The 26,996-nt window shown below is 55.4% G+C and carries 26 protein-coding genes and 4 tRNA genes; 6 read left to right on the top strand and 24 right to left on the bottom strand.

Going from position 1 to position 26,996, the window contains the following annotated elements; translation table 11 throughout:
• Positions 1 to 229: 229 nt before the first annotated feature.
• A tRNA-Ser gene (locus ACVBEJ_RS10085) sits at positions 230 to 319 on the bottom strand.
• 117 nt (positions 320 to 436) lie between these two features.
• Positions 437 to 513: transfer RNA gene (locus ACVBEJ_RS10080), tRNA-Pro, on the bottom strand.
• A 140-nt stretch (positions 514 to 653) separates the two neighbouring features.
• On the opposite strand from ACVBEJ_RS10080, the gene ACVBEJ_RS10075 reads away from it, so the two are divergent.
• Positions 654 to 1,583, top strand: a complete 930-nt coding sequence (locus tag ACVBEJ_RS10075; protein WP_447129500.1) for a TIGR01777 family oxidoreductase — start codon at positions 654 to 656, stop codon at positions 1,581 to 1,583.
• Here ACVBEJ_RS10075 and queD read toward each other — a convergent pair.
• A complete protein-coding gene (gene queD, locus ACVBEJ_RS10070; RefSeq protein ID WP_447129499.1) occupies positions 1,568 to 1,924 on the bottom strand; it encodes a 6-carboxytetrahydropterin synthase QueD in 357 nt (118 codons plus the stop codon). The two genes, ACVBEJ_RS10075 and queD, sit on opposite strands and share 16 nt — an antisense overlap.
• A gap of 159 nt (positions 1,925 to 2,083) precedes the next feature.
• On the opposite strand from queD, the gene ACVBEJ_RS10065 reads away from it, so the two are divergent.
• The 3 genes from ACVBEJ_RS10065 (at position 2,084) to ACVBEJ_RS10055 (ending at position 4,350) form a co-directional block, all read left to right on the top strand.
• Positions 2,084 to 2,159, top strand: a tRNA-Val gene (locus tag ACVBEJ_RS10065).
• 76 nt (positions 2,160 to 2,235) lie between these two features.
• A tRNA-Asp gene (locus ACVBEJ_RS10060) sits at positions 2,236 to 2,312 on the top strand.
• 433 nt (positions 2,313 to 2,745) lie between these two features.
• Positions 2,746 to 4,350, top strand: a complete 1,605-nt coding sequence (locus ACVBEJ_RS10055; protein WP_447129498.1) for a solute:sodium symporter family transporter — start codon at positions 2,746 to 2,748, stop codon at positions 4,348 to 4,350.
• 222 nt (positions 4,351 to 4,572) lie between these two features.
• On the opposite strand, the gene csrA is transcribed toward ACVBEJ_RS10055, so the two are convergent.
• From csrA to pncC, 10 genes are all read right to left on the bottom strand, one after another.
• Entirely contained in the window at positions 4,573 to 4,758 is a 186-nt protein-coding gene (gene csrA / locus ACVBEJ_RS10050) for a carbon storage regulator CsrA (protein ID WP_289151850.1), read from the bottom strand.
• Positions 4,759 to 4,949: 191 nt separating this feature from the next.
• Positions 4,950 to 6,185 carry an aspartate kinase gene (locus tag ACVBEJ_RS10045; RefSeq protein WP_447129497.1) on the bottom strand — a complete coding sequence of 412 codons (1,236 nt, stop codon included), beginning with the start codon at positions 6,183 to 6,185 and terminating at the stop codon, positions 4,950 to 4,952.
• 113 nt (positions 6,186 to 6,298) lie between these two features.
• Positions 6,299 to 8,911 carry an alanine--tRNA ligase gene (gene alaS / locus ACVBEJ_RS10040; RefSeq protein WP_447129496.1) on the bottom strand — a complete coding sequence of 871 codons (2,613 nt, stop codon included), beginning with the start codon at positions 8,909 to 8,911 and terminating at the stop codon, positions 6,299 to 6,301.
• 81 nt (positions 8,912 to 8,992) lie between these two features.
• Positions 8,993 to 9,343 (bottom strand): histidine triad nucleotide-binding protein, encoded by a 351-nt coding sequence (locus tag ACVBEJ_RS10035; protein ID WP_447129495.1) that lies wholly within the window; start codon positions 9,341 to 9,343, stop codon positions 8,993 to 8,995.
• 6 nt (positions 9,344 to 9,349) lie between these two features.
• Positions 9,350 to 9,532 (bottom strand): Trm112 family protein, encoded by a 183-nt coding sequence (locus tag ACVBEJ_RS10030; RefSeq protein ID WP_447129494.1) that lies wholly within the window; start codon positions 9,530 to 9,532, stop codon positions 9,350 to 9,352.
• A 65-nt stretch (positions 9,533 to 9,597) separates the two neighbouring features.
• The gene (locus tag ACVBEJ_RS10025) at positions 9,598 to 10,473 is read right to left on the bottom strand and encodes a M23 family metallopeptidase (RefSeq protein ID WP_447129493.1); all 876 of its coding nucleotides are present in this window, start codon (positions 10,471 to 10,473) and stop codon (positions 9,598 to 9,600) included.
• Complete coding sequence (locus ACVBEJ_RS10020) at positions 10,466 to 10,873, bottom strand: DUF6491 family protein (protein ID WP_447129492.1); 408 nt, start codon at positions 10,871 to 10,873, stop codon at positions 10,466 to 10,468. Before ACVBEJ_RS10020 ends, ACVBEJ_RS10025 begins: the two co-directional genes overlap by 8 nt.
• 94 nt (positions 10,874 to 10,967) lie before the next feature.
• Positions 10,968 to 11,426, bottom strand: coding sequence for a regulatory protein RecX (locus ACVBEJ_RS10015; protein ID WP_447129491.1), 459 nt, complete (start codon positions 11,424 to 11,426; stop codon positions 10,968 to 10,970).
• A gap of 53 nt (positions 11,427 to 11,479) precedes the next feature.
• The gene (gene recA / locus ACVBEJ_RS10010) at positions 11,480 to 12,511 is read right to left on the bottom strand and encodes a recombinase RecA (RefSeq protein ID WP_447129490.1); all 1,032 of its coding nucleotides are present in this window, start codon (positions 12,509 to 12,511) and stop codon (positions 11,480 to 11,482) included.
• A 131-nt stretch (positions 12,512 to 12,642) separates the two neighbouring features.
• Positions 12,643 to 13,125, bottom strand: a complete 483-nt coding sequence (gene pncC, locus ACVBEJ_RS10005; RefSeq protein WP_447129489.1) for a nicotinamide-nucleotide amidase — start codon at positions 13,123 to 13,125, stop codon at positions 12,643 to 12,645.
• A gap of 80 nt (positions 13,126 to 13,205) precedes the next feature.
• On the opposite strand from pncC, the gene mutS reads away from it, so the two are divergent.
• Both mutS and fdxA read left to right on the top strand, forming a co-directional pair.
• Positions 13,206 to 15,797 (top strand): DNA mismatch repair protein MutS, encoded by a 2,592-nt coding sequence (mutS, locus tag ACVBEJ_RS10000; RefSeq protein WP_447129488.1) that lies wholly within the window; start codon positions 13,206 to 13,208, stop codon positions 15,795 to 15,797.
• A 144-nt stretch (positions 15,798 to 15,941) separates the two neighbouring features.
• Positions 15,942 to 16,265: a ferredoxin FdxA gene (gene fdxA / locus ACVBEJ_RS09995; RefSeq protein WP_447129487.1), complete on the top strand. Its 324-nt coding sequence runs from the start codon at positions 15,942 to 15,944 to the stop codon at positions 16,263 to 16,265.
• Positions 16,266 to 16,356: 91 nt separating this feature from the next.
• Here fdxA and rpoS read toward each other — a convergent pair whose 3' ends face one another.
• The 11 genes from rpoS to ACVBEJ_RS09940 form a co-directional block, all read right to left on the bottom strand.
• Positions 16,357 to 17,262, bottom strand: a complete 906-nt coding sequence (gene rpoS / locus ACVBEJ_RS09990; protein WP_447129486.1) for an RNA polymerase sigma factor RpoS — start codon at positions 17,260 to 17,262, stop codon at positions 16,357 to 16,359.
• Positions 17,263 to 17,580: 318 nt separating this feature from the next.
• Positions 17,581 to 18,390, bottom strand: a complete 810-nt coding sequence (locus ACVBEJ_RS09985; protein ID WP_447129485.1) for a peptidoglycan DD-metalloendopeptidase family protein — start codon at positions 18,388 to 18,390, stop codon at positions 17,581 to 17,583.
• Entirely contained in the window at positions 18,365 to 19,300 is a 936-nt protein-coding gene (locus ACVBEJ_RS09980; protein ID WP_447129484.1) for a DUF368 domain-containing protein, read from the bottom strand. The genes ACVBEJ_RS09985 and ACVBEJ_RS09980 overlap by 26 nt, the downstream gene beginning before the upstream one ends.
• Positions 19,301 to 19,316: 16 nt before the next feature.
• Positions 19,317 to 19,958 (bottom strand): protein-L-isoaspartate(D-aspartate) O-methyltransferase, encoded by a 642-nt coding sequence (locus tag ACVBEJ_RS09975; RefSeq protein ID WP_447129503.1) that lies wholly within the window; start codon positions 19,956 to 19,958, stop codon positions 19,317 to 19,319.
• A gap of 85 nt (positions 19,959 to 20,043) precedes the next feature.
• Positions 20,044 to 21,018, bottom strand: a complete 975-nt coding sequence (truD, locus tag ACVBEJ_RS09970) for a tRNA pseudouridine(13) synthase TruD (RefSeq protein ID WP_447129483.1) — start codon at positions 21,016 to 21,018, stop codon at positions 20,044 to 20,046.
• A 160-nt stretch (positions 21,019 to 21,178) separates the two neighbouring features.
• Positions 21,179 to 21,661: a 2-C-methyl-D-erythritol 2,4-cyclodiphosphate synthase gene (gene ispF, locus ACVBEJ_RS09965; RefSeq protein ID WP_447129502.1), complete on the bottom strand. Its 483-nt coding sequence runs from the start codon at positions 21,659 to 21,661 to the stop codon at positions 21,179 to 21,181.
• A gap of 6 nt (positions 21,662 to 21,667) precedes the next feature.
• Positions 21,668 to 22,375: a 2-C-methyl-D-erythritol 4-phosphate cytidylyltransferase gene (gene ispD / locus ACVBEJ_RS09960; protein ID WP_447129482.1), complete on the bottom strand. Its 708-nt coding sequence runs from the start codon at positions 22,373 to 22,375 to the stop codon at positions 21,668 to 21,670.
• On the bottom strand, positions 22,368 to 22,664 hold the full coding sequence (gene ftsB / locus ACVBEJ_RS09955) for a cell division protein FtsB (protein WP_447129481.1): 297 nt from the start codon (positions 22,662 to 22,664) through the stop codon (positions 22,368 to 22,370). Before ftsB ends, ispD begins: the two co-directional genes overlap by 8 nt.
• Positions 22,665 to 22,820: 156 nt before the next feature.
• A complete protein-coding gene (eno, locus tag ACVBEJ_RS09950) occupies positions 22,821 to 24,113 on the bottom strand; it encodes a phosphopyruvate hydratase (RefSeq protein WP_447129480.1) in 1,293 nt (430 codons plus the stop codon).
• 115 nt (positions 24,114 to 24,228) lie between these two features.
• Entirely contained in the window at positions 24,229 to 25,077 is an 849-nt protein-coding gene (gene kdsA / locus ACVBEJ_RS09945) for a 3-deoxy-8-phosphooctulonate synthase (RefSeq protein ID WP_447129479.1), read from the bottom strand.
• Positions 25,074 to 26,702, bottom strand: a complete 1,629-nt coding sequence (locus ACVBEJ_RS09940; protein WP_447129478.1) for a CTP synthase — start codon at positions 26,700 to 26,702, stop codon at positions 25,074 to 25,076. The genes kdsA and ACVBEJ_RS09940 overlap by 4 nt, the downstream gene beginning before the upstream one ends.
• Positions 26,703 to 26,996 lie beyond the last annotated feature (294 nt).

The following is a 26,996-nucleotide window of genomic DNA, read 5'->3' as shown; positions in this document are numbered from 1 at the left end:
TGCTTCGACCCATCGGCGATGTGCCTCCGGCTGAATATGAAATGCTGTATTATCAAACCGAGTCAAGCGAAGCCGCATGACTCAAATTAAACTGCCTCCGATCAACCCGGGGCGATTCAGAGCCAAGGGTTACAAAATGGCTGTCCTGCCATTTTGTCGAACCGCCAGCGTCCTCACCCTGGCTCACCGCCATAAAAAAACCCAACTCGCGAGAGCTGGGTTTTTTTTATGGCGGTGAGCCAGGGATTCGAACCCTGGATACGGATCAACGTATACACCCTTAGCAGGGGTGCGCCTTCAGCCACTCGGCCAGCTCACCGTTAAAGTTGTATTCCGGCAGTTCCTTCAACCTTGAAGACGCACCGGTGCGCGTTGCTTCGAGCCTTGCGGCTCTCGTCCCTGCGGGATCGTCCTGCGGACGCCCATCTCTCAATAATGGTCGGGACGGCAGGATTTGAACCTGCGACCACTACACCCCCAGTGTAGTGCGCTACCAGGCTGCGCTACGCCCCGAAAGAGGCGCATATGATACTGATTGGCCACGGCAATGCAATGAAATTTTGCGGCCTTGCGACAATTCCGTAGCAACTTTTGATATCCGCTTTTTAAAACTTTGCTATGTTACTGATATGTAGTGGCTTCAATGGCTAATTATGGACTCAAAGCAGATTCTGGTAACCGGTGGTTCGGGCTTTATCGGCAAGTATCTTTGCCGGCGTTTGCTGGCAGAGGGCTATGGCGTGCATGTGATCAGCCGCCGCCCCACTGGAGTTTCTGCGGATATGCCCGATGGCGTCAGGCTATACTCATCCCTGGCGGAGCTGGATTCCGCCACAGCCTTTCAGGGGGTTATCAATCTGGCGGGAGAACCGTTGGCCGCAGGGCGCTGGAATGAGCGCCGCAAACAACAGTTTCGCGACAGCCGCATTCAGACCACCAAACGACTGTACGATTATTTTGTGCAGGCGCCAAAGCCCCCCCAGGTGTTAATCAATGGTTCTGCAATTGGCTATTACGGGCCCCGGGGGGATGAGCCGTTAACCGAACAGTCCCGAGGTCAGGATTGCTTTTCCCACCGCCTTTGCCGCGATTGGGAGGCCGCGGCCAGCACCTTTACCAGTCTTGGCTGCCGGGTTTGCTACCTGCGAATTGGCGTGGTGCTGGGAGCTGACGAAGGGGCTCTGGCGCGCATGTTGCCAGCCTTCAAACTGGGCTTGGGCGGCAAGCTGGGCACGGGGAATCAGTGGTTTTCCTGGGTACATATCGACGACCTGACAGGTATGATCACCCACTGTCTGAATCACCCACAAATGCGAGGGGCGGTGAATGCTACGGCCCCTTGGCCTGTGACCAACCGACAGTTCAGCCAACAGTTGGCCAGTACCCTGAATCGCCCCATGCTGTTGCCAATGCCAGCACCGGTAGCGACACTATTATTTGGCGAAATGGCGGAAGAATTACTATTGAGTGGGCAGCGAGTAATGCCGCAGAAAATAACCGATGCCGGGTTTCAGTTTTTGTACCCGGAACTGTCCCAGGCCTTGAGCAACCTGTTGGGCAATGAAAATCAACTGCCGCGGTAAACGCACCCACTGGTGCAGGTTTCTCGAATCACGATCTTTGACAGCTCCGGCAGTTCCGGTTTCAAACGCTGCCAAATCCAGCGGGCGATGTTCTCGCTGGTGGGGTTTTCCAGGCCTTCAATATCGTTCAAGTAGTAGTGATCCAGCTGATTATAGATTGGCCTGAACGCCGCCTTGATATCGCCAAAATCCATCACCCAGCCGGTGTCGTCGCCAACCGGCCCCGCCACGTAAACAGCCACCAGAAAGGAGTGCCCATGAAGACGTGCACACTTGTGCCCCTCGGGAACATTGGGCAGGCGATGGGCTGCTTCGAAGCTGAATTCCTTGAATATTTCCATGGTGATTGCCGTTGTTTTGAGTCGGTTGGCCAAGGGTTGAACAGGCGGGTTATGGTAGTCCTGCAATGGGCCTGTGTATAGCGTTTGCTGCGCTAAAAAATTCTTCAAAAACCGTTTGACAGACCATCGGAATTGGGTAGAATGCGCATCTCTTTCGAGGGGTGGTTAGCTCAGCTGGGAGAGCAACGGCCTTACAAGCCGTAGGTCACAGGTTCGATCCCTGTACCACCCACCACTTACTTTATAAGGTGTAGAGCCTTATTTGTGACAGGCAAGTAAGTGACGTTCTGCAAAGAACAGGAAAGAACAGCGGCCCGGTAGTTCAGTTGGTTAGAATGCCGGCCTGTCACGCCGGAGGTCGAGGGTTCGAGTCCCTTCCGGGTCGCCATACAAAAGGCTGATAAATAAATTTCTTTATTTATCAGCCTTTTTTTTATCCGGTTTTTCATCGGTAGCTTCTTCTGAATAGCCTTCAAACTGGCTCTTGCCTCTATTCCTTGTGACCCCCAAATCTCAAGCACTCCCATAAGCTACGGCTTGAAACAATAACTTCCGACATATAAATATGATATTTTTACAGGACAGGGGAACCCTGTTGCGTTAGACTGCTCATTTGATAGATTCTGTGACCTGTTGAGAGGCTCTACATCCCGCTTTCACCGCCTTGGGAACAGCTGAACCCGATCTGTCGAAATTTACGTCTGCCACTTGTATATTTGTAACTGAGTGTTTGTTCAGGAACCGGGGAACGGCGCATCTAATTATAAGATCAACCGAGTCTGAACCATTGACCCAACCCTTTTGATTATGGGGAAACCAGCATGACCATTATATCCTTCCTACTTTTCACGCTCTTTGCCGCCGGCCTCACCTGGTACATTACTCGCAATGACGAACGCACCAGCAGTGACGGATTTTTCCTCGGGGGTCGCAGCCTGACCTTTCCGGTGATTGCCGGGTCTTTGCTGCTGACAAACCTGTCCACCGAGCAAATGGTCGGTCTGAATGGCTCAGCCTACAAGAACGGCTTGAGCGTTATGGCCTGGGAAGTCATCGCGGTGGTCGCTCTGGTGCTGATGGCAGTGTACTTTTTGCCGAAATTTCTGCGTTCGGGAATCACCACCGTACCGCAATTCCTGGAGCAGCGTTTTGATAAAAGAACCCAGGCGCTGACAAACTCTGTGTTTCTTGCTGCCTATGCGCTGCTGCTTATACCCATTGTGCTGTACAGTGGCGCCAAAGGCCTGATAAACATTATGGATCTGCGCAGCCTGACCGGTATTGAGAGTGAATTTACCCTGTTACTTGTTACCTGTATTGCCATTGGCGCAGCGGGTATGTGCTACTCACGGTTTGGCGGCCTGAAGACCCTGGCGGTGCTCGATACCATCAACGGTGTTGGCCTGCTTATCGGTGGCTTTATGATTGCCGCGTTCGCCTTGTATGTACTGGGCGGAGACGCCGGTATTGCCGGTGGCTGGGAAATTTTGAACACCGAGCACTCCGAACGAATGGACTCAACTGGTGAAGCCGGCTCGGAAGTGCCATTCGCTACGCTGTTTACCGGTGTTGCCCTGCTAAACCTGTTTTACTGGTGTACCAACCAGCAGATTATCCAAAGAACCTTCGGCGCCAGCAGTCTGGCGGAAGGGCAAAAAGGTGTGCTGCTGACCGGCGGTTTGAAATTGCTTGGGCCGGTTTACCTGGTGCTGCCGGGCCTGATTGCCTACCACCTGTTTTACGGGCAGGGCGTCAGCAACGACGACGCCTACGGCAAACTGGTTTCCGAGGTACTGCCGCCCCAGCTTTCCGGGTTCTTTGCCGCGGTCATGGTCGGCGCCATTCTCAGCTCTTTTAACGCCGCACTTAATTCCACCTCTGCGCTGTTCTCCATCGGCCTTTACAAAAACTCCATCAACCCCGAGGCCAGTGACGAGCAGACCGTTAAAACCGCCAAGTTGTTCGTCACGGTCATCGCCATTGCCGCCATGATAGGCGCGCCGCTGTTATCCAAAACTTCGAGTATTTTCAGCTACCTGCAAACCATGAACGGCATTTACTTCATCCCGATTTTTTCCGTGGTAGTCATGGGCATGCTGAACAAGCGTGTACCTTCCAGTGCCGCGTTCTATTCGTTGGTTATCGGGCTTGTTGTGTTGGTTGCCGGCTTGATTGTGTATCCGGCAACCCACGGTGGCGCATCTGTTGAGCAACTGACTGGCTTCAGCAACTTCCACCTGATGGGTATTGTTTTTGGCTCGCTGGTGGCGATTATGTTTATCGCCTCAAAAGTGGCTCCGCGCGCAGAGGCATGGGAGCTTGAAACCAACACCTCCATTGATATGACGCCCTGGAAAGGCGCCAGGATAGCGGGCGTTATCCTGATTATTGCCGTTATTGCCATCTACGCAGCCTTTGCAAAATAAGCCCTGAGAGAATGGCCGCCGCTATGGTGGATTACGCCGCTTCGCAGGCTAATCCACCCTACGGCAATTTTGCCAAATGCACAAAGTTCGCCGATATCGCATGGATTTGGTTGAAGTGCAACCGCCCCACCACAGGCATTTTTATTGACGGTTTTGCAGATACAACAAAGGCGAGAAATTGCTTCCTCGCCTTTGTTCGATTACCGCTTAACAACAGATGATTCAGGATTGCCCCTGCATCATTTTCTCTTGCTGAATACGCTGGTAAATTTCTTCCCGGTGTACCGATACATCTTTGGGTGCATTGACCCCCAGGCGTACCTGGTTGCCCTTAACACCCAATACGGTAACGGTAACGTCATCACCGATAACCAGGGTTTCACCGACACGGCGAGTAAGTATTAACATGCTATAACTCCTATACTGCTTCCTGCGGTGTCCACACCGCTGCTTTTACAGGTTGGCCTGTTGTATTGTTATTGGCCAACCACCCTTCCAGAAAAAGAGCCAAGTGCACTCTTTTTCCAAAAATCCTGTTTTAACGTCCTGTTTCAATTTTCTATATCAAGAATAGCCCACTATTCTATTAACGACTGATTTTATGTGTCGCTTTTTGCCACGTCCAGTTCAAAAGCATCGTGCAGGGCACGCACCGCCAGTTCCAGGTATTTTTCCTCAATCACCACAGTAATTTTGATTTCGGAGGTGGTAATCAGCTGGATGTTGATATTGTGGTCCGACAGCGCCTTGAACATGGTAGAGGCAACGCCGGAGTGGGATTTCATGCCCACGCCCACCACAGACAGTTTGGCGATCTGGTCATCGGTTTCAACGGCTTTCGCCTGCAGCTCTTTCGCCACGCGTTCGGCAACCGCTTGTGCCTGGGGCAGTTCACTGCGATTGACAGTAAACGTCAGTGACGCCGGCGCATCATCTTCTGCCACATTCTGACAGATAACATCCACATCCACACCCGCTTCGCCCACTGGGGCAAGTACATTGTAGGCCACACCGGGATGATCCGGTATTCCGCGCACAGTCACTTTGGCTTCTTCGCGGTTGAAGGCGATGCCGGTAACAACCGGTTTTTCCATCTCCTCGTTCTCCTCAAAGGTAATCAGGGTACCACTGCCATCGCTGAAACTGGACAGCACGCGCAGCGGCACTTTGTATTTACCTGCAAATTCCACAGAGCGGATTTGCAGCACTTTGGCACCCTCGCTGGCCAGTTCGAGCATTTCCTCGAAGGTAATGGTATCGAGGCGGCGAGCATTGGGAACTACCCGTGGGTCTGTGGTGTAAACGCCGTCCACATCGGTATATATCTGGCATTCATTCGCTTTCAGTGCAGCCGCCAGAGCAACCGCTGTGGTATCCGAACCACCGCGACCCAAAGTGGTGATATTTCCTTCGGCATCAGTGCCCTGAAAGCCGGCAACGACTACCACGCGGCCCTGCTGAAGATCACTGTTCATACGATGGACATCAATATCTTCAATTCGTGCCTTGGTGTGCGCGCCATCGGTCAGGATGCGCACTTGCGAGCCGGTGTAAGAACGGGCATCACAGCCGCGCTTGTGCAGTGCCATGGTGAGCAGCGCAATGGTTACCTGCTCGCCGGTAGACACCAGCACATCCATTTCCCGTGGTGTGGGTTCGTGATGAATTTCTTTGGCCAGGCCAATCAGTCGATTGGTTTCACCACTCATGGCAGACAACACAATCACCATGGAGTGACCACGACGGTGAAAGTCCACCACCTTGTCGGCCACTGCCTCGATGCGTTCTACCGAACCAACGGAAGTTCCACCGTATTTTTGAACAATCAGATTCATTGGTTAAATAATTGCCCTAATCTGCAATTTCGTAAAAAACGAGCGATTAAACAGCAATTTGATGAGAAAGTTAAGGGCGCTTCCAATAATAGTGTCATCAAATCGACAAAATGCTACTGCAACTTGCCAGTCACCCAACCAAGCACACTGTCCACTGCCGCTGGCAGCGCCGCTACATCGGTGCCGCCGCCCTGGGCCATATCCGGTCGGCCCCCGCCTTTGCCGCCCACCTGCTCGGCAACAAACTTCATCAAATCACCCGCTTTTACCTGGCCCGTAACCGGCTTGGTAACGCCCGCCACCAAAGAGATTTTGTCGCCACTGACAGCGGCCAGCAAGATAACCCCCTTATCCAGTTTGGACTTGATTTGATCCATCACATCTCTGAGGGCTTTACCGTCAACACCTTCAACCACGGTTGCCAGAACTTTCACGCCTCCAACTTCCTGTGCCTGGGCCACCAGGTCACCACCTGCAGAGCTGGCGAGTTTGGCTTTAGCCGCTTCCAGCTCCTTGCTCAAATCCCGGTGCCGCTCCATTAACTGAATCACTTTGTCTTCCACCGTCGCCACAGAGCTCTTTACGGTAGCGGCAACCGCTTGCAGGCGAGTTTCCAGTTGGTCGAACAGTGCAATGGCACCACTACCGGTTACTGCCTCAATGCGCCGTACACCGGCGGCAATACCGGATTCTGCGGTAATGCGCAGCAGGCCAATATCGCCGGTGCGCTGCACATGGGTACCGCCACAGAGCTCCACAGAAAAGCCATCGCCCATGGTCAGCACCCGCACTTCGTCGCCGTATTTTTCGCCAAACAACATCATGGCACCGCTCTCTTTGGCGGCTTCCATAGACATGACTTCAGCGGTTACCGGCGTGTTGCGGCGTATCTGGGTATTCACCATCTGTTCGACTTGCTTCACCTGTTCTGCACTCATGGCTTCAAAGTGAGAGAAATCAAAGCGCAGACGCTCTGCATCCACCAGGGAACCCTGCTGGGTAACGTGATCGCCCAACACCTGGCGCAGTGCTGCGTGTAACAAGTGGGTGGCGGAGTGGTTCAACGCGGTGGCTGTGCGCACATCTGCATTCACAGAACTGGAGGCTTGATCGCCCACTTGCACCGTACCTTGCTGCATCACGCCAACGTGCAAATGATTGTCGCCCTGCACAATACAGTCGTGAACTTCAAAACGGCCATTGGCCAGCTCCAAATAACCGCTGTCGCCCACCTGACCACCACCCTCGGCATAAAAAGCGGTGCGATCCAACACCACAACCCCTTCCTGCTCCGCCACCAGCTGTTGCACTGATTCTCCAGCCACCAACAGTGCGGTAACGGCACCCTGTTGTTGCAACTGCTGATAGCCAGCAAACTCAGTGCTGCCCTCCAGGTTCACCGATGCGCTGTAATCCACAGAAAAGTTGCTGGCAGCGCGAGCGCGGGCTTTTTGCGCGTCCATCTGTTTCTGGTAACCGTCGATATCTATGCTCAAATTGCGCTCGCGGCAAATATCGTTGGTGAGATCCGTTGGGAAGCCATAGGTGTCGTAGAGTTGAAACACCACCTCACCGGGCAATTCGCTGCCCGACATATCGGCCAGCGCCTGCTCCAGCACCGCCATGCCTTTGTCCAGGGTTTTGGCGAATTGTTCTTCCTCGGCTTTGAGCACTTTTTCTACCTGCCCCTGGCGACTGGCCAACTCCGGGTACGCCGTTCCCATTTCCGCCACCAGTGCCGCCACCAGGCGATAGAAAAATGGTTCGCTGACGCCCAATTTGTGCCCCTGGCGCAGCGCGCGGCGGATAATGCGGCGCAGCACATAGCCACGGCCTTCATTGGATGGCAGTACACCATCGACAATCAAAAATGCTGACGAGCGAATATGGTCGGCAATGACTCTTAGTGACTTGTTTTGCAGCCCCTCTTTTCCAAGAGCAGCTTCGCCGGTCACCTCTGCAGCGGCGGCGATCAGGTTGCGAAACAGATCGATGTCGTAATTGTTGTGCTCTCCCTGCATCACTGCGGCAATGCGCTCCAACCCCATACCGGTATCAATGGAGGGTTTGGGCAGTGGCGTCATGGTGCCATCAGCATCGCGCTGGTATTGCATAAACACCAGGTTCCAGATTTCGATATAGCGATCCAGATCGTCATTTTCGCTACCAGGAGGCCCACCGGGAACGTCTTCGCCATGGTCGTAAAAAATCTCTGAACTGGGACCGCAGGGGCCGGTGTCACCCATGGCCCAGAAATTGTCTTCGTCGAGACGAGAAAAGCGCTCCGGGCTGACACCCATTTCCTTTAACCAGATATCCGCCGCTTCATCGTCTGAAACATGCACTGTTACCCACAGGCGTTCTTCAGGCAGGCCCAGCACCTTGGTGAGAAACTCCCAGGCGTACTGAATGGCATCGCGCTTGAAATAGTCGCCAAAGCTGAAGTTGCCCAGCATTTCAAAGAAGGTGTGATGGCGAGCGGTGTAGCCGACATTTTCCAGGTCGTTGTGCTTGCCACCGGCACGTACACAACGCTGGGAACTGGTAGCGCGGCTGTAGTTGCGCTTTTCGTCCCCCAGAAAAACATCCTTGAAAGGCACCATGCCCGCATTGGTAAACAGCAAGGTGGGGTCGTTGCCAGGTATCAGCGAGCTGCTTTCAACTACGCTGTGGCCTTTGCTGGCAAAAAAGTTCAGGAAGGCATCGCGGATTTCTGCGCTTTTCATGGATCGTTTGTTCTCAAATAGTTGGGCCTGCCCCGCTACCGTGGGGGGAGGTCCGTCAAGTTGCGATTGTGTCTACAGACTTTAAAAGCCCAGCTGAGCTTCAGAAAATTCTTTATCACCCAGAATATGCAGGTGCAAATGAAATACCGTCTGCCCGGCACTGGCGCCGTTGTTGGCAATCAAGCGAAAGCCATCCCCTACTCCCGCCTGGCGAGCAACTTCCCCGGCAGCCAACATCAAATGACCAAGCAGCGCCTTGTCTTCCTCGTTGGCATCCACCAAACGGGGAATGGGCTTTTTGGGGATTACCAGCAAGTGAACCGGTGCCTTTGGAGCAATATCCTTGATGGCAATGCAGTGTTCATCTTCATAGACGATATCCGCAGGAATGTCGCGATTGATAATGCGAGTAAACAGGGTGATTTCAGACATGGTTGCTTACTTCAGTTTTTCGTCGCTGCTCAGGGGGCGGGCTTCGCTCTCCAGCATCACTGGAATGCCATCGCGAACAGGATACGCGAGGCCACTGGCGCGACACACCAATTCCTGATTATCACGGTCGTATTCCAGCGGCGCTTTGGTCACCGGACACACCAGAATGCTGAGTAGTTTCTTATCCATCGGGGGTCACATCAAAAACTGAGGAGGGCGATTTTACGGGAAAGCGCTAAACAACTCCACGGCTGTCATCTGTCACCTGTCACCTGCCGACTGGAAGGTAACGCTTTCAGCACTAACTGCGGATCAATACGCACATCCAGCCAATTCATGCGCCAATCCAGATGGGGGCCGGTAGAACGACCCGTGGAACCCACTTTGGCAATTGGCTCACCTGCGTTAACCCGCTGGCCTTCGACAACCAGGGATTCACTGAGATGAATAAATGTGGATGACAGGCCGTGGCCGTGGTCGACAATGAGAGTGCCGCCGGAATAGTACATATCGCCGTGCACCAACGACACCACACCGGGGGCCGGGGCACGCACCACTTCCCCTTGCGGTGCAGCGATATCAATACCGTAGTGGGGGCTTTTCGGCACACCATTGTAGATGCGCTGGCTACCGTAAACACCGGTGATAGTGCCCTTTAAGGGCCAGGCAAAGCCGTGCAAAAAATCCTGGCGCGAGTCACGGCGGCTGCGAGCCTTCTTAACCTGGGCGGATTCTTTGCGAATACGCACCAACACTTCCGGGGCCGGAGGGTCTACGGTGCGCTGGGGAACACCATCCACACGTTGTATACGGTAGTCCCGCTGCGCAACCGGGTATTTCCTGGATACTTCTGTACCACTGGGGGCAACAGATGTCAGCGAAATCTGTTCAGGGGCGCTACGCGCCAGACCCAGAAGAAAAACACCTTCCGGGCTTTGCTGTAAAAGCCTGCCATCAGCACGCACCTGAAAACCCTTGTTAGCGCGCCCCAGTATCAGGCCACCCTGCTGAAATTCACCACTGAGTATGATACCCGGCAATTCATTTGCCGAATCATTGGCCCGACAGAGTACAGACAACAGCAACCCGACAAGCAATGACAAGATCCGCAATTGGATGCGATCAATCATCCACCACCTCTGCGTCACTGACTTCTTCCGGCAACAGGTAGGGCTCAAAGCTCTTTATCTGGCAGCTTAGCCCTGTCTCCATGGATGTAATTCGATCAAAGCGGGCGCATAGTTTGCCGGTGCGAGTTTCATAGGAAATGCCCCGGCGCTGTACCCCGTGACAGGGGCGGGTCAGTGTCATCAGAATGTACTTTTTGCCCGCTATTTTCAGCACGGCACTCTGATCACTGACAAAGTTCATACTGCGGATGCGATTGGTACTGATACAACCGTTGTGAATGCCCCATTTTTTGGGATCAAGGTGGTAATCATCCGGCAGTGACTGTTCTTCCGCTACAGCCCGGGCCGCCAGACAGACAAAGGCAATAATCAGGTATCGTGCTGCAAAACGCTTCGACACATCAAACTCCCAACAGGTAATAGCTGCTTACAGAACGGAAGTGTATAAGGATTCGTTGACGGTGCCTACCGTGCAATCAGGTGACACAGACAGGTTATTCCTGTGGCCGCGATTCCAGAGCATAGCGAATCTGCTCGCCGCTAAAACCCCGGTACTGAAGAAAGCGGGCTCGCTTGCTGTGTTCTTTGATATCCGCCGGGCTTGCCTCACCAAAACGACGTTGAGCCACCTGGCGGGCAAGTTCAAACCAGTCTGTTTGCTGCTGTTGAAACAGCTCCTCGGCCACCTGCGCAGGTATACCCCGCTGCTTGAATTCATTGCGAATGCGATACGGCCCCTGCCCTTTGCGCAGGCGGCTGCGTAAAAAGGCTTCGGCAAAGCGTTGGTCAGACTGTAGTCCCTGCTGTTGCAAGGCATCCAAAACCGGGGCAATTTCACTGCACTCGCCATAACGTGCCACTAACTTGGTGCGCAGCTCGCTCAAGCTGTGCTCCCGCCGAGCCAGCAGGTTCATGGCGGTTAGCCTGACTGTATTGATATCCACATCGGGCATTCTATTGCCTCAGCTAAAAGCCCCGCGAAGGTGCGGGGCTTTTAAGAGCCTGATCAGTCAACCAGTTCCGGCCCTTTGTCTTCTTCGCTGGCAGTTGTGGCATTGAGTAGCTGACTGCGAATGGCACTTTCGATTTCCTGGCCAATCTCAGGGTTTTCACGCAAATATTCGCAGGCGTTGTTCTTGCCCTGACCAATTTTGCTGCCTTTATAGGAGTACCAGGCGCCGGCTTTATCCACCAGCCCCAGTTTGACGCCCATATCAATCACTTCGCCCTGGCGGTTAATGCCTTTGCCGTAAAGTATCTGGAACTCGCTCTGCTTAAAGGGGGGAGATACCTTGTTTTTCACCACTTTGACGCGGGTTTCATTGCCCATTACCTCGTCGCCCTCTTTCACCGCACCGATGCGGCGGATATCCAGGCGTACCGAAGAGTAGAATTTCAGGGCGTTGCCGCCGGTGGTGGTTTCCGGGTTGCCGAACATAACACCGATTTTCATGCGAATCTGGTTAATAAAGATCACCAGGCAGTTGGCATTTTTGATGTTGCCAGTGATTTTGCGCAACGCCTGGGACATCAGGCGCGCTTGCAGGCCCACGTGGTGATCGCCCATTTCCCCTTCAATTTCCGCTTTTGGGGTCAGCGCCGCTACCGAGTCCACCACCAGTACGTCGATGGCACCAGATCGCACCAGCATATCGGTGACTTCCAGCGCCTGCTCACCGGTATCCGGCTGGGAGAGAATCAGGTCTTCCACGTTGACGCCGAGCTTTTCCGCATAGATGGGGTCCAGGGCGTGCTCCGCGTCGATAAAGGCGCAGGTGCCACCCTTCTTTTGCGCTTCGGCAATCACCGACAGGGTCAAGGTGGTTTTACCGGAGGACTCCGGCCCGTAAATTTCCACAATACGGCCTTTCGGCAAGCCGCCAATACCCAGGGCCACGTCCAGCCCCAGGGAGCCGGTGGAAATACTGGGGATAGCCACCTGCTCCCGGTCCCCCATGCGCATTACGGTGCCTTTGCCAAACTGACGATCAATTTGGGTCAGTGCTGCCTGCAGAGCTTTCTCTTTATTGGCGTCCATCGCTTTTACCTCGCTGTTCATGGTATTGGGGTCATACCCCCATCATTTTCGAATTACTGTACAAATCACCAGTGCTTGATCGGCAATATAAACCAAAAAAACCAAACTGTATAGTTATACAGTAAATTTATTTATAGCAGCTCCAGCAACCCCTGTAAGGCGTACTCTACCGCCTGCTGGCGAACCTGCCCCCGGTCGCCGGAAAAACAGCAACACCGGCAAACACACTGGCCACCCTGACTCAGCCAGGCAAACCACACAGTGCCCACCGGTTTTTGCGCCGTGCCACCATCAGGGCCGGCTATGCCGCTGACGGCCACCGCCAGTTGCGCGCCGGATACCCGCAAGGCTCCGGCGGCCATTTCTTTGACCACCGCTTCGCTGACCGCACCCTGCTCGTTCAAAGTGCCTTCGGACACCCCCAATAACTGCTGCTTGATGCCATTGGAATAGGTGACAAAGCCCGCCTCAAACCACCGGGAGCTGCCCGCCACAGCGGTAATGGCCTGAGCCACGCCACCGCCGGTGCAGGATTCGGCACAGGTGGCCTGCCAACCTTTGTCCAAAAGCCGGCTACCCAGCTGCTCAGCGAGATCAATAACAGCACTGTTCATGGCCACGGATTATAGTTTGTTCAATCACCTTTATCCCGTAGAATCTCATTCTCTTGTTTCATTTCCGGCTTTTGCACTCCATGACCACCCAGGTTTCTCTCGAACAGCACACACCCATGATGCAGCAATACTTGCGCATCAAATCCGAACACCCCAACGAGCTGGTGTTCTATCGCATGGGGGATTTCTACGAACTGTTTTTCGATGACGCCAAAAAAGCTGCGCAATTACTGGATGTGACCCTCACCGCCCGCGGCAAGTCCGGCGGCAACCCCATCCCCATGGCCGGAGTCCCCTATCACGCGGTGGAAGGCTATCTGGCACGACTGGTCAAACAAGGGGTTTCCATCGCCATCTGTGAACAGATTGGCGATCCGGCCACCAGCAAGGGGCCAGTGGAGCGCAAAGTGGTGCGCATTGTGACTCCCGGCACCATTTCCGACGAAGCGTTATTGGAAGAACGCCGGGATAACCTGTTGGCAGCGGTGGTCTGCCAGGGAGAATTCTTTGGCATCGCCACTCTGGATATCGGCAGCGGCCGCTTGCAGGTGCAGGAAGTTATCGGTAGCGAGGGCTTGCTGGGGGAACTGCAACGGTTGAACCCGGCAGAGCTGCTGCTCAGTGAAGAATTCCCTGCCATCGACTCCATCGAACAGCGCCCCGGCACCCGCCGACGCCCGCCCTGGGAGTTCGACAGCGACAGTGCCCAGCGCCTTCTGTGCAGCCAGTTTGGTACTCACGACCTCAGTGGCTTTGGCTGTGAGGAGTTGCAACTGGCGGTGTGCGCCGCCGGCTGCCTGCTGCAATACGCCAAAGACACCCAGCGCACCGAACTGCCCCACATTCGCGGTATTTCTGTGGAAAATCGCGACGACAGCGTGATTCTCGACGCCGCCACCCGCCGTAATCTGGAAATTGACAGCAACCTCAATGGCGGCATCGACAACACATTGTTGGCGGTGATGGACAACACCAACACCGCCATGGGTGGCCGCCTGTTGCAGCGCTGGCTCAATCGCCCGCTGCGCAATATGCAGATTCTGGTGGGCCGCCAACAGGCGGTTGCCGAACTGCGCAATAACTACCGCTACGAACTGCTGGCGGAACAGCTGCGTCAGGTAGGGGATATGGAGCGCATTCTTGGCCGGGTAGCGCTGCGCTCTGCCCGCCCCCGCGACCTTACCCGACTGCGCGACTCCCTGGCGGTGCTGCCGCAATTGCAAAATGAACTGAAATTGACCGAGGCCCCGCAGCTGGCACAACTGGCGCGGGAAGCGGGTGAATTCCCTGAGCTGGTAGAGCTGCTGCAAAAAGCGGTAATCGACAACCCGCCGGTGGTGATTCGCGACGGTGGCGTAATTGCCCAAGGCTACGACAGCGAGCTGGACGAACTGCGCGGCATCAGCGCCAACGCCGGTGACTATCTGGTGCAGCTGGAAACCCGCGAGCGCGAGCGCACTGGCATCAACACCCTGAAAGTGGGCTACAACCGGGTGCACGGTTATTACATCGAAATTACCAAAGCCAACTCCGAACAGGCACCCGCCGAATATATTCGCCGCCAGACCCTGAAAAACGCCGAGCGCTTTATCACCCCGGAATTGAAAGAATTTGAAGACAAGGCCCTGTCTGCCAAAAGCCGCGCTCTGGCGCGGGAAAAAGTGCTGTACGAAACGCTGGTGGAAACCCTCAACGAACAACTGGGGCCGCTGCAAATGTGCGCGGCTGCGGTATCGGAACTGGATGTACTCACCAACCTGGCCGAGCGCGGCGACAGCCTGAACCTGATGCAGCCAAAACTCAGCGAGGAACCGGGGCTCAATATTCAGGCAGGCCGTCATCCGGTGGTGGAACAAGTGCTGGACACTCCTTTTGTGGCCAACGATCTGAGCTTTCACAACGACCGCCGCATGCTGGTTATCACCGGTCCCAACATGGGCGGTAAATCCACCTATATGCGCCAGGCGGCACTGATTACCCTGCTGGCCCACATCGGCTCGCCGGTACCCGCAGAAGCTGCCACCATCGGCCTGGTGGATCGTATCTTTACCCGTATTGGTTCCTCTGATGACCTGGCCGGTGGCCGCTCTACCTTTATGGTGGAAATGACCGAAACCGCCAATATCCTCCACAACGCCACTGACCGCAGCCTGGTGTTGATGGACGAAATCGGCCGTGGTACCAGTACCTTCGATGGGCTGTCGCTGGCCTGGGCCTGTGCCATTCACCTGGCGGAGCAGGTGCGCGCCTTTACCCTGTTCGCCACTCACTACTTTGAGCTCACCGCCCTGCCGGACAAGCTGGCTACGGTCGCCAACGTGCACCTGGACGCCACCGAGTACAACGACAGCATCGTGTTCCTGCACGCCATTCAGGAAGGCCCGGCCAGCCAGAGTTACGGTATTCAGGTGGCAAAACTGGCGGGGTTGCCAAACAGCGTATTGGCCCTGGCTCGCCAGGAGCTGGCAATTCTCGAATCCGCCAGCCACCAGACCGTTGAACCCCAGGTACCCGCCAAAGCCCCTTTGCAACCGGCCCAGGCAGAACTGTTTGCGGACGACAGCGGCAAAAAGCTGCGTCAGGCCATTTCCGCCATTGACCCCAACAACCTCACCCCGCGCCAGGCCCTGGATGAGTTGTATAAGCTGCAAGAGTTTCTGAAACAGGTATAATGCGCGCGATTTTAAACACCGTCATCGCGAGCGCAGCGCGGCGATCTCCAGCCAGGCACTTCGATATCAAGAGATTGCCGCGTCACCTTTCTTTTATGAAAGGCTCCTCGCAATGACAGCAATACCAATTCAGGAGAACAAACCATGACCTTTGTGGTGGGTGAAAACTGCATCAAATGCAAACACACAGACTGCGTTGAAGTGTGCCCGGTAGACTGCTTTTACGAAGGCCCCAATTTTTTGGTGATTCACCCGGACGAGTGCATCGACTGCGCCCTGTGCGAACCGGAGTGCCCGGTGGATGCCATTTTCTCCGAAGACGAACTGCCCGATGACCAGGAGGTATTTCTGGAGTTGAACGCGGAATTGGCAGAAGTGTGGCCCAATATTACCGAGATGAAAGAGGCGCCGGAAGATGCGGCGGAATGGGATGGCAAGCCGGGGAAATTGGCGTTGTTGGAAAGATGATTTGGTCGCACGTCTGACGTCGCACGTTAAAACAGGAGCCGTTGGCTCCTGTTTTGGTGTTACCCGTAACCCGTAACCCGCAACTGGATTCTCATTCCTCAAACACCGTATCACTATCCAGCCCCTGCCGTTTCAGCAATTCCTTTAACCGCTTTAACGCATCTATCTGTATTTGCCGTACCCGCTCGCGGGTCAGGCCTACTTCTTTGCCCACTTGCTCCAAAGTAGACACTTCATAACCCTGAATGCCAAAGCGCCGGGCAATAACCTCCCGTTGTTTTTCCGGCAGTTCGTCCACCCAGTGCTCCAGGGCGGCGACCATATCGCTGTCTTCCACCAGGTGTTCCGGGTCACCGTCCTGCTCATCGACGATGGTATCTACCAGAGTGCGGCTGTTGTCGTAACCCAGTGTAATATCTACAGAACCCACCCGCTCATTGAGGCCCAGCATGCGGTAAACCTCATCGATGGGTTTGTCCAGCAGGTCGGCAATTTCGTCGGCACTGGGGTCGTGATCGAGTTTCTGCGCCAGTTGGCGCGCGGCGCGCAGGTAGACGTTGATTTCCTTGACCACATGAATGGGCAAGCGGATGGTGCGGGTCTGGTTCATAATGGCCCGCTCAATGGTCTGGCGAATCCACCAGGTAGCATAGGTGGAAAAACGGTAACCCAGCTCCGGATCGAATTTTTCCACCGCATGCATCAGCCCCAGATTGCCCTCCTCGATTAAATCCAGCAAGGCGAGGCCGCGATTGACGTAGCGACGGGAGATTTTCACCACCAGGCGCAAGTTGCTTTCGATCATGCGCTTGCGGGCGGATTCGTCACCAGCGCGAAATTGGCGGGCGTAATGAACTTCTTCTTTGGCGGTGAGCAAGGGCACAAAGCCAATCTCTTTCATGTAGAGGCTGGCAGCATCCATTACCTGTTCGTTGCGTTCCGCCGGCGCTGTGTCAGCTACCGTCGGCTTTTGGTTTGCGGTATTCCGATCCGCCATTTCAACCCTCGTAATTTTTATTGGGTTCCGGGTTGAATAATACGATGTCAGTGGAATGCTGTCATCCTGAGCGCAGCGAACCTTGTGGAATTCTCGGCACGCTCAGAATGACAAGATATTAAACCGGCAACTTTATAGGTTGCGTTTAATAATGCGGCACAGAGATGTGCCGCCGCTGGCAAAGCCAGCGCAAGCTCAATAAAATCAAGCACTTCCGCGCAAGTGCGTTACTTTCTTTTATGTGAAAGTTATTGAGCGCGCAATACAAAAGGCAGGACGCCTTTTGCATTGCCGGGTTAATAAACAACACAGTGCCAATCAGCGTTTGGGCAACAATCGAATGGGGTCGGTGGACTGTCCATTGCGGCGAATTTCAAAATAGATGCGGTCGCGATTGCTGATGTCGCCCCCCACTTCCGCCAGTTTTTGGCCAGCGGAAACCCGATCCCCTTCCTTGACCAACAGTTTGCGGTTAAGGGCGTAGAAGCTCAGATAAGCGTCGCTGTGTTTAATGATCAGCGATGGACCATAGGTGGGCAGGCCATTCCCCGCATACACCACCTGACCGGGGGCTGCGGCTTTTACCGGGGTACCCTGCTGGGCGTGCAAGTAAACACCCTTAAAGCGCTTATTGGCGTCGTAATAACGCACCAACCGGCCCTTCAGCGGCCACTGCCAGCGCCAGTCTTTGCTGCTGGCAGTGGCGGGTTTCGGATTGCGGGTTGCGGGTTGCGGGTTGCGTACTGCTGGTTTGGATACAGGTTTGGCTACAGGCTTGTTGGCCGGTTTTTTCGGTGCGGGTTTGGCGGGTGTTGATTGTGGTGCTGAGGCGGCAACCCGGGGTTTGGCCGTCTGTGTTAAATCCAGCGTCAAACGCTGGCCCGGAAAGATGGTATAGGGCGCGCGGATGCCATTGGCGGCTGCCAGCTTGCGGTGTTCCAGGCCGTAGCGCCAGGCGATAGAATAAAGGGTCTCACCGCGAGACACCCAATGGCTGTCAACAGTATCGGGCCTCACCACATAGCGATCAGAAACCGGGGCAACAGTGTGGCTGGAACAAGCCACTTGCAGCCCCAAAAAAGCAGCCAGCAGCAAGGGGGTGTTAAACGCTTTTATGGCGGCCTCCAAGTCGCTCTAATCCCAACACCAATGCAACGCCCAGCACCGCCAGCAAAATTGCCAGCCAGGTTTGCGGATCGTCGCCAAACAGCTGCCAGTATTCCTCCGGCAACAGATTGCGCTGCTTTAGAACCACCTCTTTACCAGAGGCGGTAAACATCACAATGAGCTTTTCTTTCCAGGGCCAGACAATGGCCAGCGAGCCCACCAGAAAACCGGTAAGCAACCCCAGAGTTATGCTGCGGTAATGCTCCAGCAACCACCCCAGCAGCCGCGAAAAACTCATCAGTCCCACCGCACAGCCAACGGCAAAGACAACCAGCACCGTCAATTGTAATTCGCTGATGGCTTCTATCAGTACCGGATACAAGCCAATTAATACCAGGATAAAACTGCCGGAAATACCCGGCAGAATCATCGCACATATGGCCACCGCACCGGCGGCAAAAATCATCAGCAGGGATTCGCTGGCCGCCGCCCCCGGCATCCAGAACAGGCCCGCCGCCGCCACTGTGCCGAGAACAATCGCCAGTCCTTCCTGCCAGCGCCAGCGATCCAGGTTACCCAGCATCCAGATAATAGACGCGACAATCAGACCGAAGAAAAACGACCACAGTAAAACAGGGTGTTCCTCCATGCCGTAACTCACCAGCTTTGCCAGAGAGAAAATACTCAGCAAAATGCCAGAGAACAACACACACAGAAAGGTACCATCGATGGCCTGCCAAAAATCCTTGATGCGGCCCGACAGCAGCAGTTTGAGATTGGCCAGATTGACCGCGCGAATGGCATTGATCAGGCGCTGATAGATGCCACTGATAAAAGCGATGGTGCCACCGGATACACCCGGCACCACATCCGCAGCTCCCATGGCAGCGCCTTTGAAAAACAGCAGCAGGTAGTCAACAGGTCGGCGCATGACGTCCAGATAACTCTTAGCGAGTCACACCGCTGAGCAGCGGCACAAAGCGCACCGGCTCGATGACTTCTTCGGAAAAATTATTGCTGTCTCCTTCGCGGGTAATCAGGCGCAACTCCTGCTCGCCATCGGGACCAATGGGAATCACCAGCACACCGTTGGGGGCCAGCTGGCGCAGCAATTCATCCGGCAGGGTTTGTGGCGCGGCGGTGCTGATAATGCCGTCATAGAGGGCGTAATCCGCCCAGCCAAAACCGCCATCGGAAAGGGACGCGGTAACATTTCGGTACCCCAGGCGGCGCAACAGTTCCCGCGAGCGACTGAGCAGTGGCCGGATGCGCTCCACGCTGTACACCTGCCCCACCAATTGTGCCAAAACCGCTGTTTGGTAACCGGAACCGGTGCCAATTTCCAGCACCTTGTTGAGGGGGCCGCGAGACAGCAGCAACTCGGTCATACGCGCCACAATATAGGGCTGTGACAGGGTTTGTTTGTGGCCAATGGGCAGAGCAGTGTCTTCGTAAGCGCGGTGCGACAGCGCTTCGTCCAAAAACAGATGGCGCGGCGTATTGCGAATAACATCCAGCACCGCCTGACTGGTAATTCCCTGCTCCACCAGCCGTTGAATCAGACGTTCGCGGGTTCGTTGCGAGGTCATTCCAACCCCCCCCACTTTGGCAGACAGCCCAAAGGTACTCACGTTGACTCCTGTTTTTCAGCTCTTAAAAGATTGCGCGACTATATCACGGCTCGGGCGCATTCAGTACCAACAACTCCCTTAATAAAGCCGTTGCATACATTCCCGGTGACAGCATAAAAGAGAGAGTTAAATCCCCGCCATCAAACTGCCATTGCAGATTCTCTGCGAGCAACTGCAAAGGCCTGCGCTCCTGAGTCAGCCCACTGTGCTCCAGCGCATCGCACCACCCGGGCAGCGCTTGTGCCACTTTTTGTTCCAGCTCTCTTACCGCTTCTGGTGCGGTACTGCGCCCGCGGCCCCACATGGCGCCTGTGGGAATATCTTCTCCCGGCAAGCTGGTAGACCAGTTGCCCTGCTCCACCCGCTGCGCCAGCACGCGATTAAACAGGTAGGAACGCCCCGCCGAGAGCACAATGCCGCCGTCACCACCGGGGCGGCGGCCGCGCTTGCGATGGTTGGCGCGAACATCGCCAGACTGCCCTACAAAGCGTTGTTCAAATTCCCGCAGGTTGTTGCCCTGATGACCAAAGCGCTGCTCACCAAAATAGTTGGGCACCCCCTGGGCCGCGATTTGTTCAAGGCGTTGTTGCAGTTTTTGCTGATCACCGGATAGGCAACGCAGGCGAATGACAAACTGGTTTCCCCCGTGGTCACCGCGGCGCAATTTGCGATTGTGACGAGCGCTGGCCAGCAAATTGACCCCTTCCATGGCATTGATCCGGTCCAGCTCCACTGGCTGTTTTGGCACATGGAGGCTGAACCACTGACTGGTGACCGCACGACGGTCTTTAAGGCCGCAATAGCCCACATCCACGGGCCGCAGCCCGGCGATATCCGCCAACTGTTGCGCCAGCCAGCGGGTGTTCTGGTTGCATTTGCGAATATGCAATAACAGGTGCTCGCCATCGCCGCAGGGTTCAAAACCCAGTGCCTCATCAACCACAAAGTCTTCTGGTTCGGTGCGGAAGCTGGCCTCACCCAGCGGGCCGCCGTGGGCATAAGGGAAATTTAAATCCATCGATGTTTGTTTTTTCGTAGGGCGGATTAGCGCAGCGTAATCCGCCATGTTCGAGTACGCGGTGGATTACGCTTCGCTAATCCACCCTACAACTATTATTGTCATCCTGAGCGTAGCGAAGGATCTCGTAGCCGTCTTACAAAGAGATCCTTCACTACGCTCAGGATGACGGGTTCGCGGTAATCAGCACCACCGCATGACAGGCAATGCCTTCACTGCGGCCTTCAAAACCGAGTTTTTCGGTGGTGGTGGCTTTTACGTTGACCTGCCCTGGCCGGGCATTGAGGTCGGCAGCCAGGTTGTTTGTCATCCCGTCAATATGGGGGGCCATTTTCGGTGCCTGGGCGACGATGGTGATATCCGCATTGCCCAGCTGCCAGCCATTGTCCGCCAGCAACGCCACCACATGACGCAGCAACTGGCGGCTGTCGGCGCCCTTGTATTGCGGGTCGGTATCCGGAAAGTGGCGGCCTATATCCCCCAGCGCCGCCGCCCCCAACAATGCATCACAGAGGGCGTGAATCAATACATCGCCGTCGGAATGGGCAACAAAGCCGTGCCGGTAAGGGATGGCAACGCCCCCCAGCATCAGGTGGTCGCCGTCACCAAAGGCGTGTACATCGTAACCCTGGCCAATTCGCATCACGGGTTATTCCTCCATCTGTGCCGTCAAAATGGCGGCGGCAACGGCCAGGTCTTCCGGCTGGGTGATTTTGATATTGTCTCTCTGGCCCGCCACCACTTGATGCCCTACCCCGGCGTGTTCAATGGCAGAGGCCTCGTCAGTGGGCTGAAAGCCGGTTTGTTTGGCGTTATCCAGTGCTTTGCAAAGGGCGCCGTAGCGAAACATCTGCGGTGTCAGTGCGCGCCACAACTGGTTGCGATCTTCAGTGGCAACTACAGAGCCATTGGCGGCAACTCGTTTTACGGTGTCGGCAATGGGGGCCGCCAGGATACCTCCCACCGGGTGATTCGCCAGTTGTTGCAACAGATTGTGAATGTCGGCCACCCGCACACAAGGGCGGGCAATATCGTGCACCAATACCCAGTCGCCATCTGCGGCCTGCCCGTCAAGGCATTGCAGTGCCAGTCGCACGCTGTCGGCGCGCTCGGCACCACCATCAGTGACGGTAATGCGGGGCTGCTGCAACCCCAACTGCGGCCAGTATTGATCGTCCGGGCTGATGGCCACCACACAGGATGTTATCTGCTCAACCGCCAGCAGGCGCTCAAGGGTCCATCGGGCAACCGCTTTGCCCAACAATGACTGGTATTGCTTGGGGCAGTCACCACCAAAACGGCGACCGGCACCGGCAGCGGGAACCACCGCCCATAGTTTGTCTGTGGGGTTATTCATTGTCTTTTTTCTTTTTGTCTTTTTCGACAACAATATAAAAGGTCTCGCCGTCCTTGATCATGCCCAGATCACTGCGGGCCCGCTCCTCAATGGCATCCATTCCGTTTTTCAGGGCTTTCACTTCTTCGCCAATGGCCTGGTTGCGAGCCGCTGCCTCTTGATTGATGGCCTGTTGTTCTTTCACCGCTTTTTCCAACTCCACCTTTTGGGCAACACTGCCCTCGCCAAACCACAGGCGATACTGCAGGGCGACAAGGAAAACGACAAGAATTGCGATAAGCCAACGCATGGGGGCAGTGTAATGCAAAACGGCGAAGCCAACATACAGATAGCCCCGCCGTTTTGCGTATTGTCATTCTGAGCGCAGCGAAGAATCTCATACCGCGGTCAATCAAAGATATCCCTCGCTGCGCTCAGGATGACAGTGTTGAGGTGGTCAGCGCTGTCAGTTTTTAAACTCTGACCGGCCTCGATACGGCGCTTTATCACCACCCAGCTCGGCTTCAATACGCAGCAGGCGGTTGTATTTGGCAACCCGGTCGGAGCGGCACAGGGAGCCGGTTTTGATCTGACCTGCAGCGGTGGCTACGGCCAGGTCTGCGATGGTGGTGTCTTCAGTTTCACCGGAACGGTGAGAGATCACCGCGGTGTAGCCGGCATCTTTGGCCATCTGGATAGCATCGAGAGTCTCGCTGAGCGAGCCAATCTGATTGAACTTGATCAGGATGGAGTTACCCACCCCCTTGTCGATGCCCTCTTTGAGAATTTTGGTATTGGTGACAAACAGGTCGTCACCCACCAGCTGACACTTGTCGCCGATTTTGTCGGTGAGCACTTTCCAGCCGTCCCAGTCACTCTCATCCAGGCCGTCTTCGATGGAAATAATCGGGTATTTGGCCACCAGTTCCGCCAGGTAGTCGGCAAAGCCATTGGAGTCAAACTGTTTGCCCTCACCGGACAGATTGTACTGGCCGTCTTTATAGAACTCGGAAGACGCGCAGTCCAGAGCCAGAGTGACGTCTTTGTCCAGCTCGTAACCGGCGTTGGCCACCGCCTCGGCGATCACCGCCAGGGCTTCTTCGTTGGAGGCCAGGTTAGGGGCAAAGCCACCTTCATCGCCCACGGCGGTATTTAGGTTGCGAGCACCCAGCACTTTTTTCAGGGAGTGGAAGATTTCCGCCCCCATGCGCAGGCCTTCAGCAAAGGTCGGCGCGCTCACGGGCTGCACCATAAACTCCTGAATGTCCACGTTGTTGTCGGCGTGCTCGCCGCCGTTGAGAATATTCATCATGGGCACCGGCATACTGTACTGGCCAGCGCTGCCATTGATTTCGGCGATGTGGGCGTACAGAGGCATGCCCTTGGCTTGTGCGGCGGCTTTGGCCGCTGCCAGGGACACTGCCAGCACCGCATTGGCACCCAAATTGGCTTTGTTGTCGGTGCCATCAGCGGCGATCATGGCGGCGTCCAACTCGCGCTGGGCAGTCACGTCTTTGCCCACCAGCAGCTCGCGGATGGTACCGTTAATGTTGGCCACGGCCTTTTGCACGCCTTTACCCAGATAGCGGTTTGTGTCGCCATCGCGCAGTTCCAGGGCTTCCCGGGAGCCGGTGGACGCACCGGAGGGGGCACAGGCGGAACCGACAATGCCGTTTTCCAGAATAACGTCTGCCTCGACGGTGGGGTTGCCGCGGGAGTCGAGGACTTCGTAGGCGCGAATATCTGCGATATTTGTCATGGTGGTCTCTCTGTATGTAAATAATTCTCTGTCATCCTGAGCGCAGCGAAGGATCTCGTGGTTTAGCCAATCTGAGAGATCCTTCGCTGCGCTCAGGATGACGGGTTGTCAGGGATTACTGAATATCCAGCTCCGGCAAATTCTTCACCAACTCATCCACCGCTTTTACCTGTTGCAAAAACGGTTTGAGTTTGTCCAGCGGCAAGGCGCTGGGGCCGTCGCACAGGGCTTTGTCCGGGTCGGGATGAGCCTCCAAAAACAACCCGGCCACTCCCACCGCCATACCCGCGCGGGCCAGCTCCGCTACCTGATGGCGGCGGCCACCGGAGGCGGCGCCCATGGGGTCGCGGCATTGCAGGGCGTGGGTAACATCGAAAATCAGCGGCGCACCGTTGCTCACTTCTTTCATGGTGCGAAAGCCCAGCATATCCACCACCAGGTTGTCGTAACCAAAGCAGGCTCCGCGCTCGCACAGCATGATCTTGTCGTTGCCACACTCTTTGAATTTGTCCACCAGATTGTTGACCTGGGGCGGGCTCATAAACTGGGGCTTTTTGACGTTGATCACCGCGCCGGTTTTGGCCATGGCTTCCACCAGGTCGGTCTGCCGCGCCAGGAATGCTGGCAGCTGAATCACATCCACCACATCCGCTACCGGCTGGCATTGTTCAATTTCGTGCACATCGGTAATCACCGGCACATTGAAGGTGTTTTTAATCTCTTCAAAAATCTTCAGGCCTTCATCCATACCAGGGCCGCGGAAGGAATGTACCGAGGAGCGGTTGGCCTTGTCGAAGGAGGCCTTGAATACGTAGGGAATGCCCAGTTCGCCGGTCACCTTCACATAGTGTTCGGCGATTTGCAGCGCCAGGTCGCGGGATTCCAGTACATTCATACCACCAAACAACGCAAAAGGCTTGTGGTTGGCAACCGGGATTCCGGCAACCTCGATGACCTGATTCATGCTTCACCTCGATGTGCCAGGGCAGCGCGAATATAGCTGGAAAACATGGGGTGGCCGTCTCGCGGTGTGGAGGTAAACTCCGGGTGGAACTGGCAGGCAAAGAACCAGGGGTGATCGGCAATTTCCACAGTTTCCACCAGATGGTTCACTTCCGACCAACCGCCGATTTTCAAGCCAGCACCTTCCAGTTGTGCCACGTAGTTGTTATTGACTTCATAACGGTGACGGTGACGCTCATTGGCCACGTCACTGCCGTATATCTGTGCCGCTTTGGAACCTTCCACAAATAGCGACTGCTGAGTGCCCAGGCGCATGGTGCCGCCCAGGTCAGAATCCGTATCGCGCACTTCCACCTGGCCGGTTTCATCCACCCACTCGGTAATCAGGCCGACGATGGGGTGGTCGGTTTCCGGGTCAAATTCGGTGCTGGTGGCATTGCCCAGGTCGCAGACGTTGCGGGCGTATTCGATCACCGCCACCTGCATTCCCAGGCAAATACCCAGGTACGGCACCTTGTTTTCACGGGCGTAGCGCACGGCAGCAATTTTGCCTTCCAGCCCGCGCTGACCAAAGCCACCAGGCACCAAAATGGCGTCGGCGTCTTGCAGAATAACGGTGCCCTTCTGTTCTACATCCTCGGCGTTGATGTAATTGATTTTCACCTTGGTTTTGTGATGAATACCGGCGTGGCTGAGGGCTTCGTTAAGGGACTTGTATGCATCCAGCAACTCCATGTATTTGCCCACCATGGCCACGATGACTTCCTTTTCCGGGTTGAGGAAGTTGTCCGCCACCCACTCCCAGTCACTCAGGTCTGCCTCGCCACACTCCAGCCGCAGGCGATCCACCACAAACTGATCCAGCCCCCAGCGATGCAGGTAACTGGGAACGTGATAGATGGTTTTGGCATCCAGCAGCGGCACCACGGCGCGCTGTTCCACATTGGTAAACAGGGCGATTTTTTTCAGCTCCGACTCGCTCACTTCCACTTCCGAGCGGCACAACAACACATCCGGCTGCAAGCCGATGGAGCGCAGTTCTTTTACCGAGTGCTGGGTGGGCTTGGTTTTTACTTCGCCAGCGGTGGCGATGTAAGGCACCAGAGTCAGGTGCATCAGCATGGCGCGCTCCATGCCCAGCTCTACCCGCAATTGGCGAATGGCTTCCAGGAAGGGTTGCGATTCGATATCCCCCACGGTGCCGCCGATTTCGACGATGGCCACATCATAGCCCTCGCCACCGACGATCACCCGGCGTTTGATTTCATCGGTGACATGGGGAATCACCTGCACCGTGCCGCCCAGGTAATCGCCCCGGCGTTCGCGCCGCAAAATGGTTTCGTACACCCGGCCACTAGTGAAGTTATTACGCTTGCTCATTTTCGAGCGCAGAAAGCGCTCGTAGTGGCCCAGGTCCAGATCGGTTTCAGCACCGTCTTCGGTCACAAACACCTCACCGTGCTGAAACGGGCTCATGGTGCCCGGGTCCACATTCAGGTACGGGTCGAGTTTGAGAATGGTAACGTTGAGCCCCCGAGACTCCAACACCGCTCCCAGAGAAGCGGAGGCAATGCCTTTACCCAGGGAAGAAACCACACCGCCAGTTACAAAAATAAAACGTGTCATAAAATTCCATCCAGGACTGCCAAACGCCACAAACAGCAAAACGGCAGCACCATCAATAGTCAGCACTAACGCAATAAGTTATTGTTTTGAATAGTGGGCACTTCTAATAATTGCTTGCGGCCTCTGGCTTTCAGGCTGATTCGCCATCAAGACGCGGCTTCGCAGGCATGCTGATTGCCTGTCAAGAAGGCGCAACACCGAGGGCGGATCAGCCTGAATGCCCCGAAGGGCGCGGCCTGACAAGCGTTATCGCGGTGTTGGCTCACTTGCCAAGGACAACCAGCCTTGCCCTGC

The sequence above is a fragment of the Porticoccus sp. GXU_MW_L64 genome, assembly GCF_052983295.1.
This window is presented reverse-complemented; position numbering and strand designations above follow the sequence as displayed.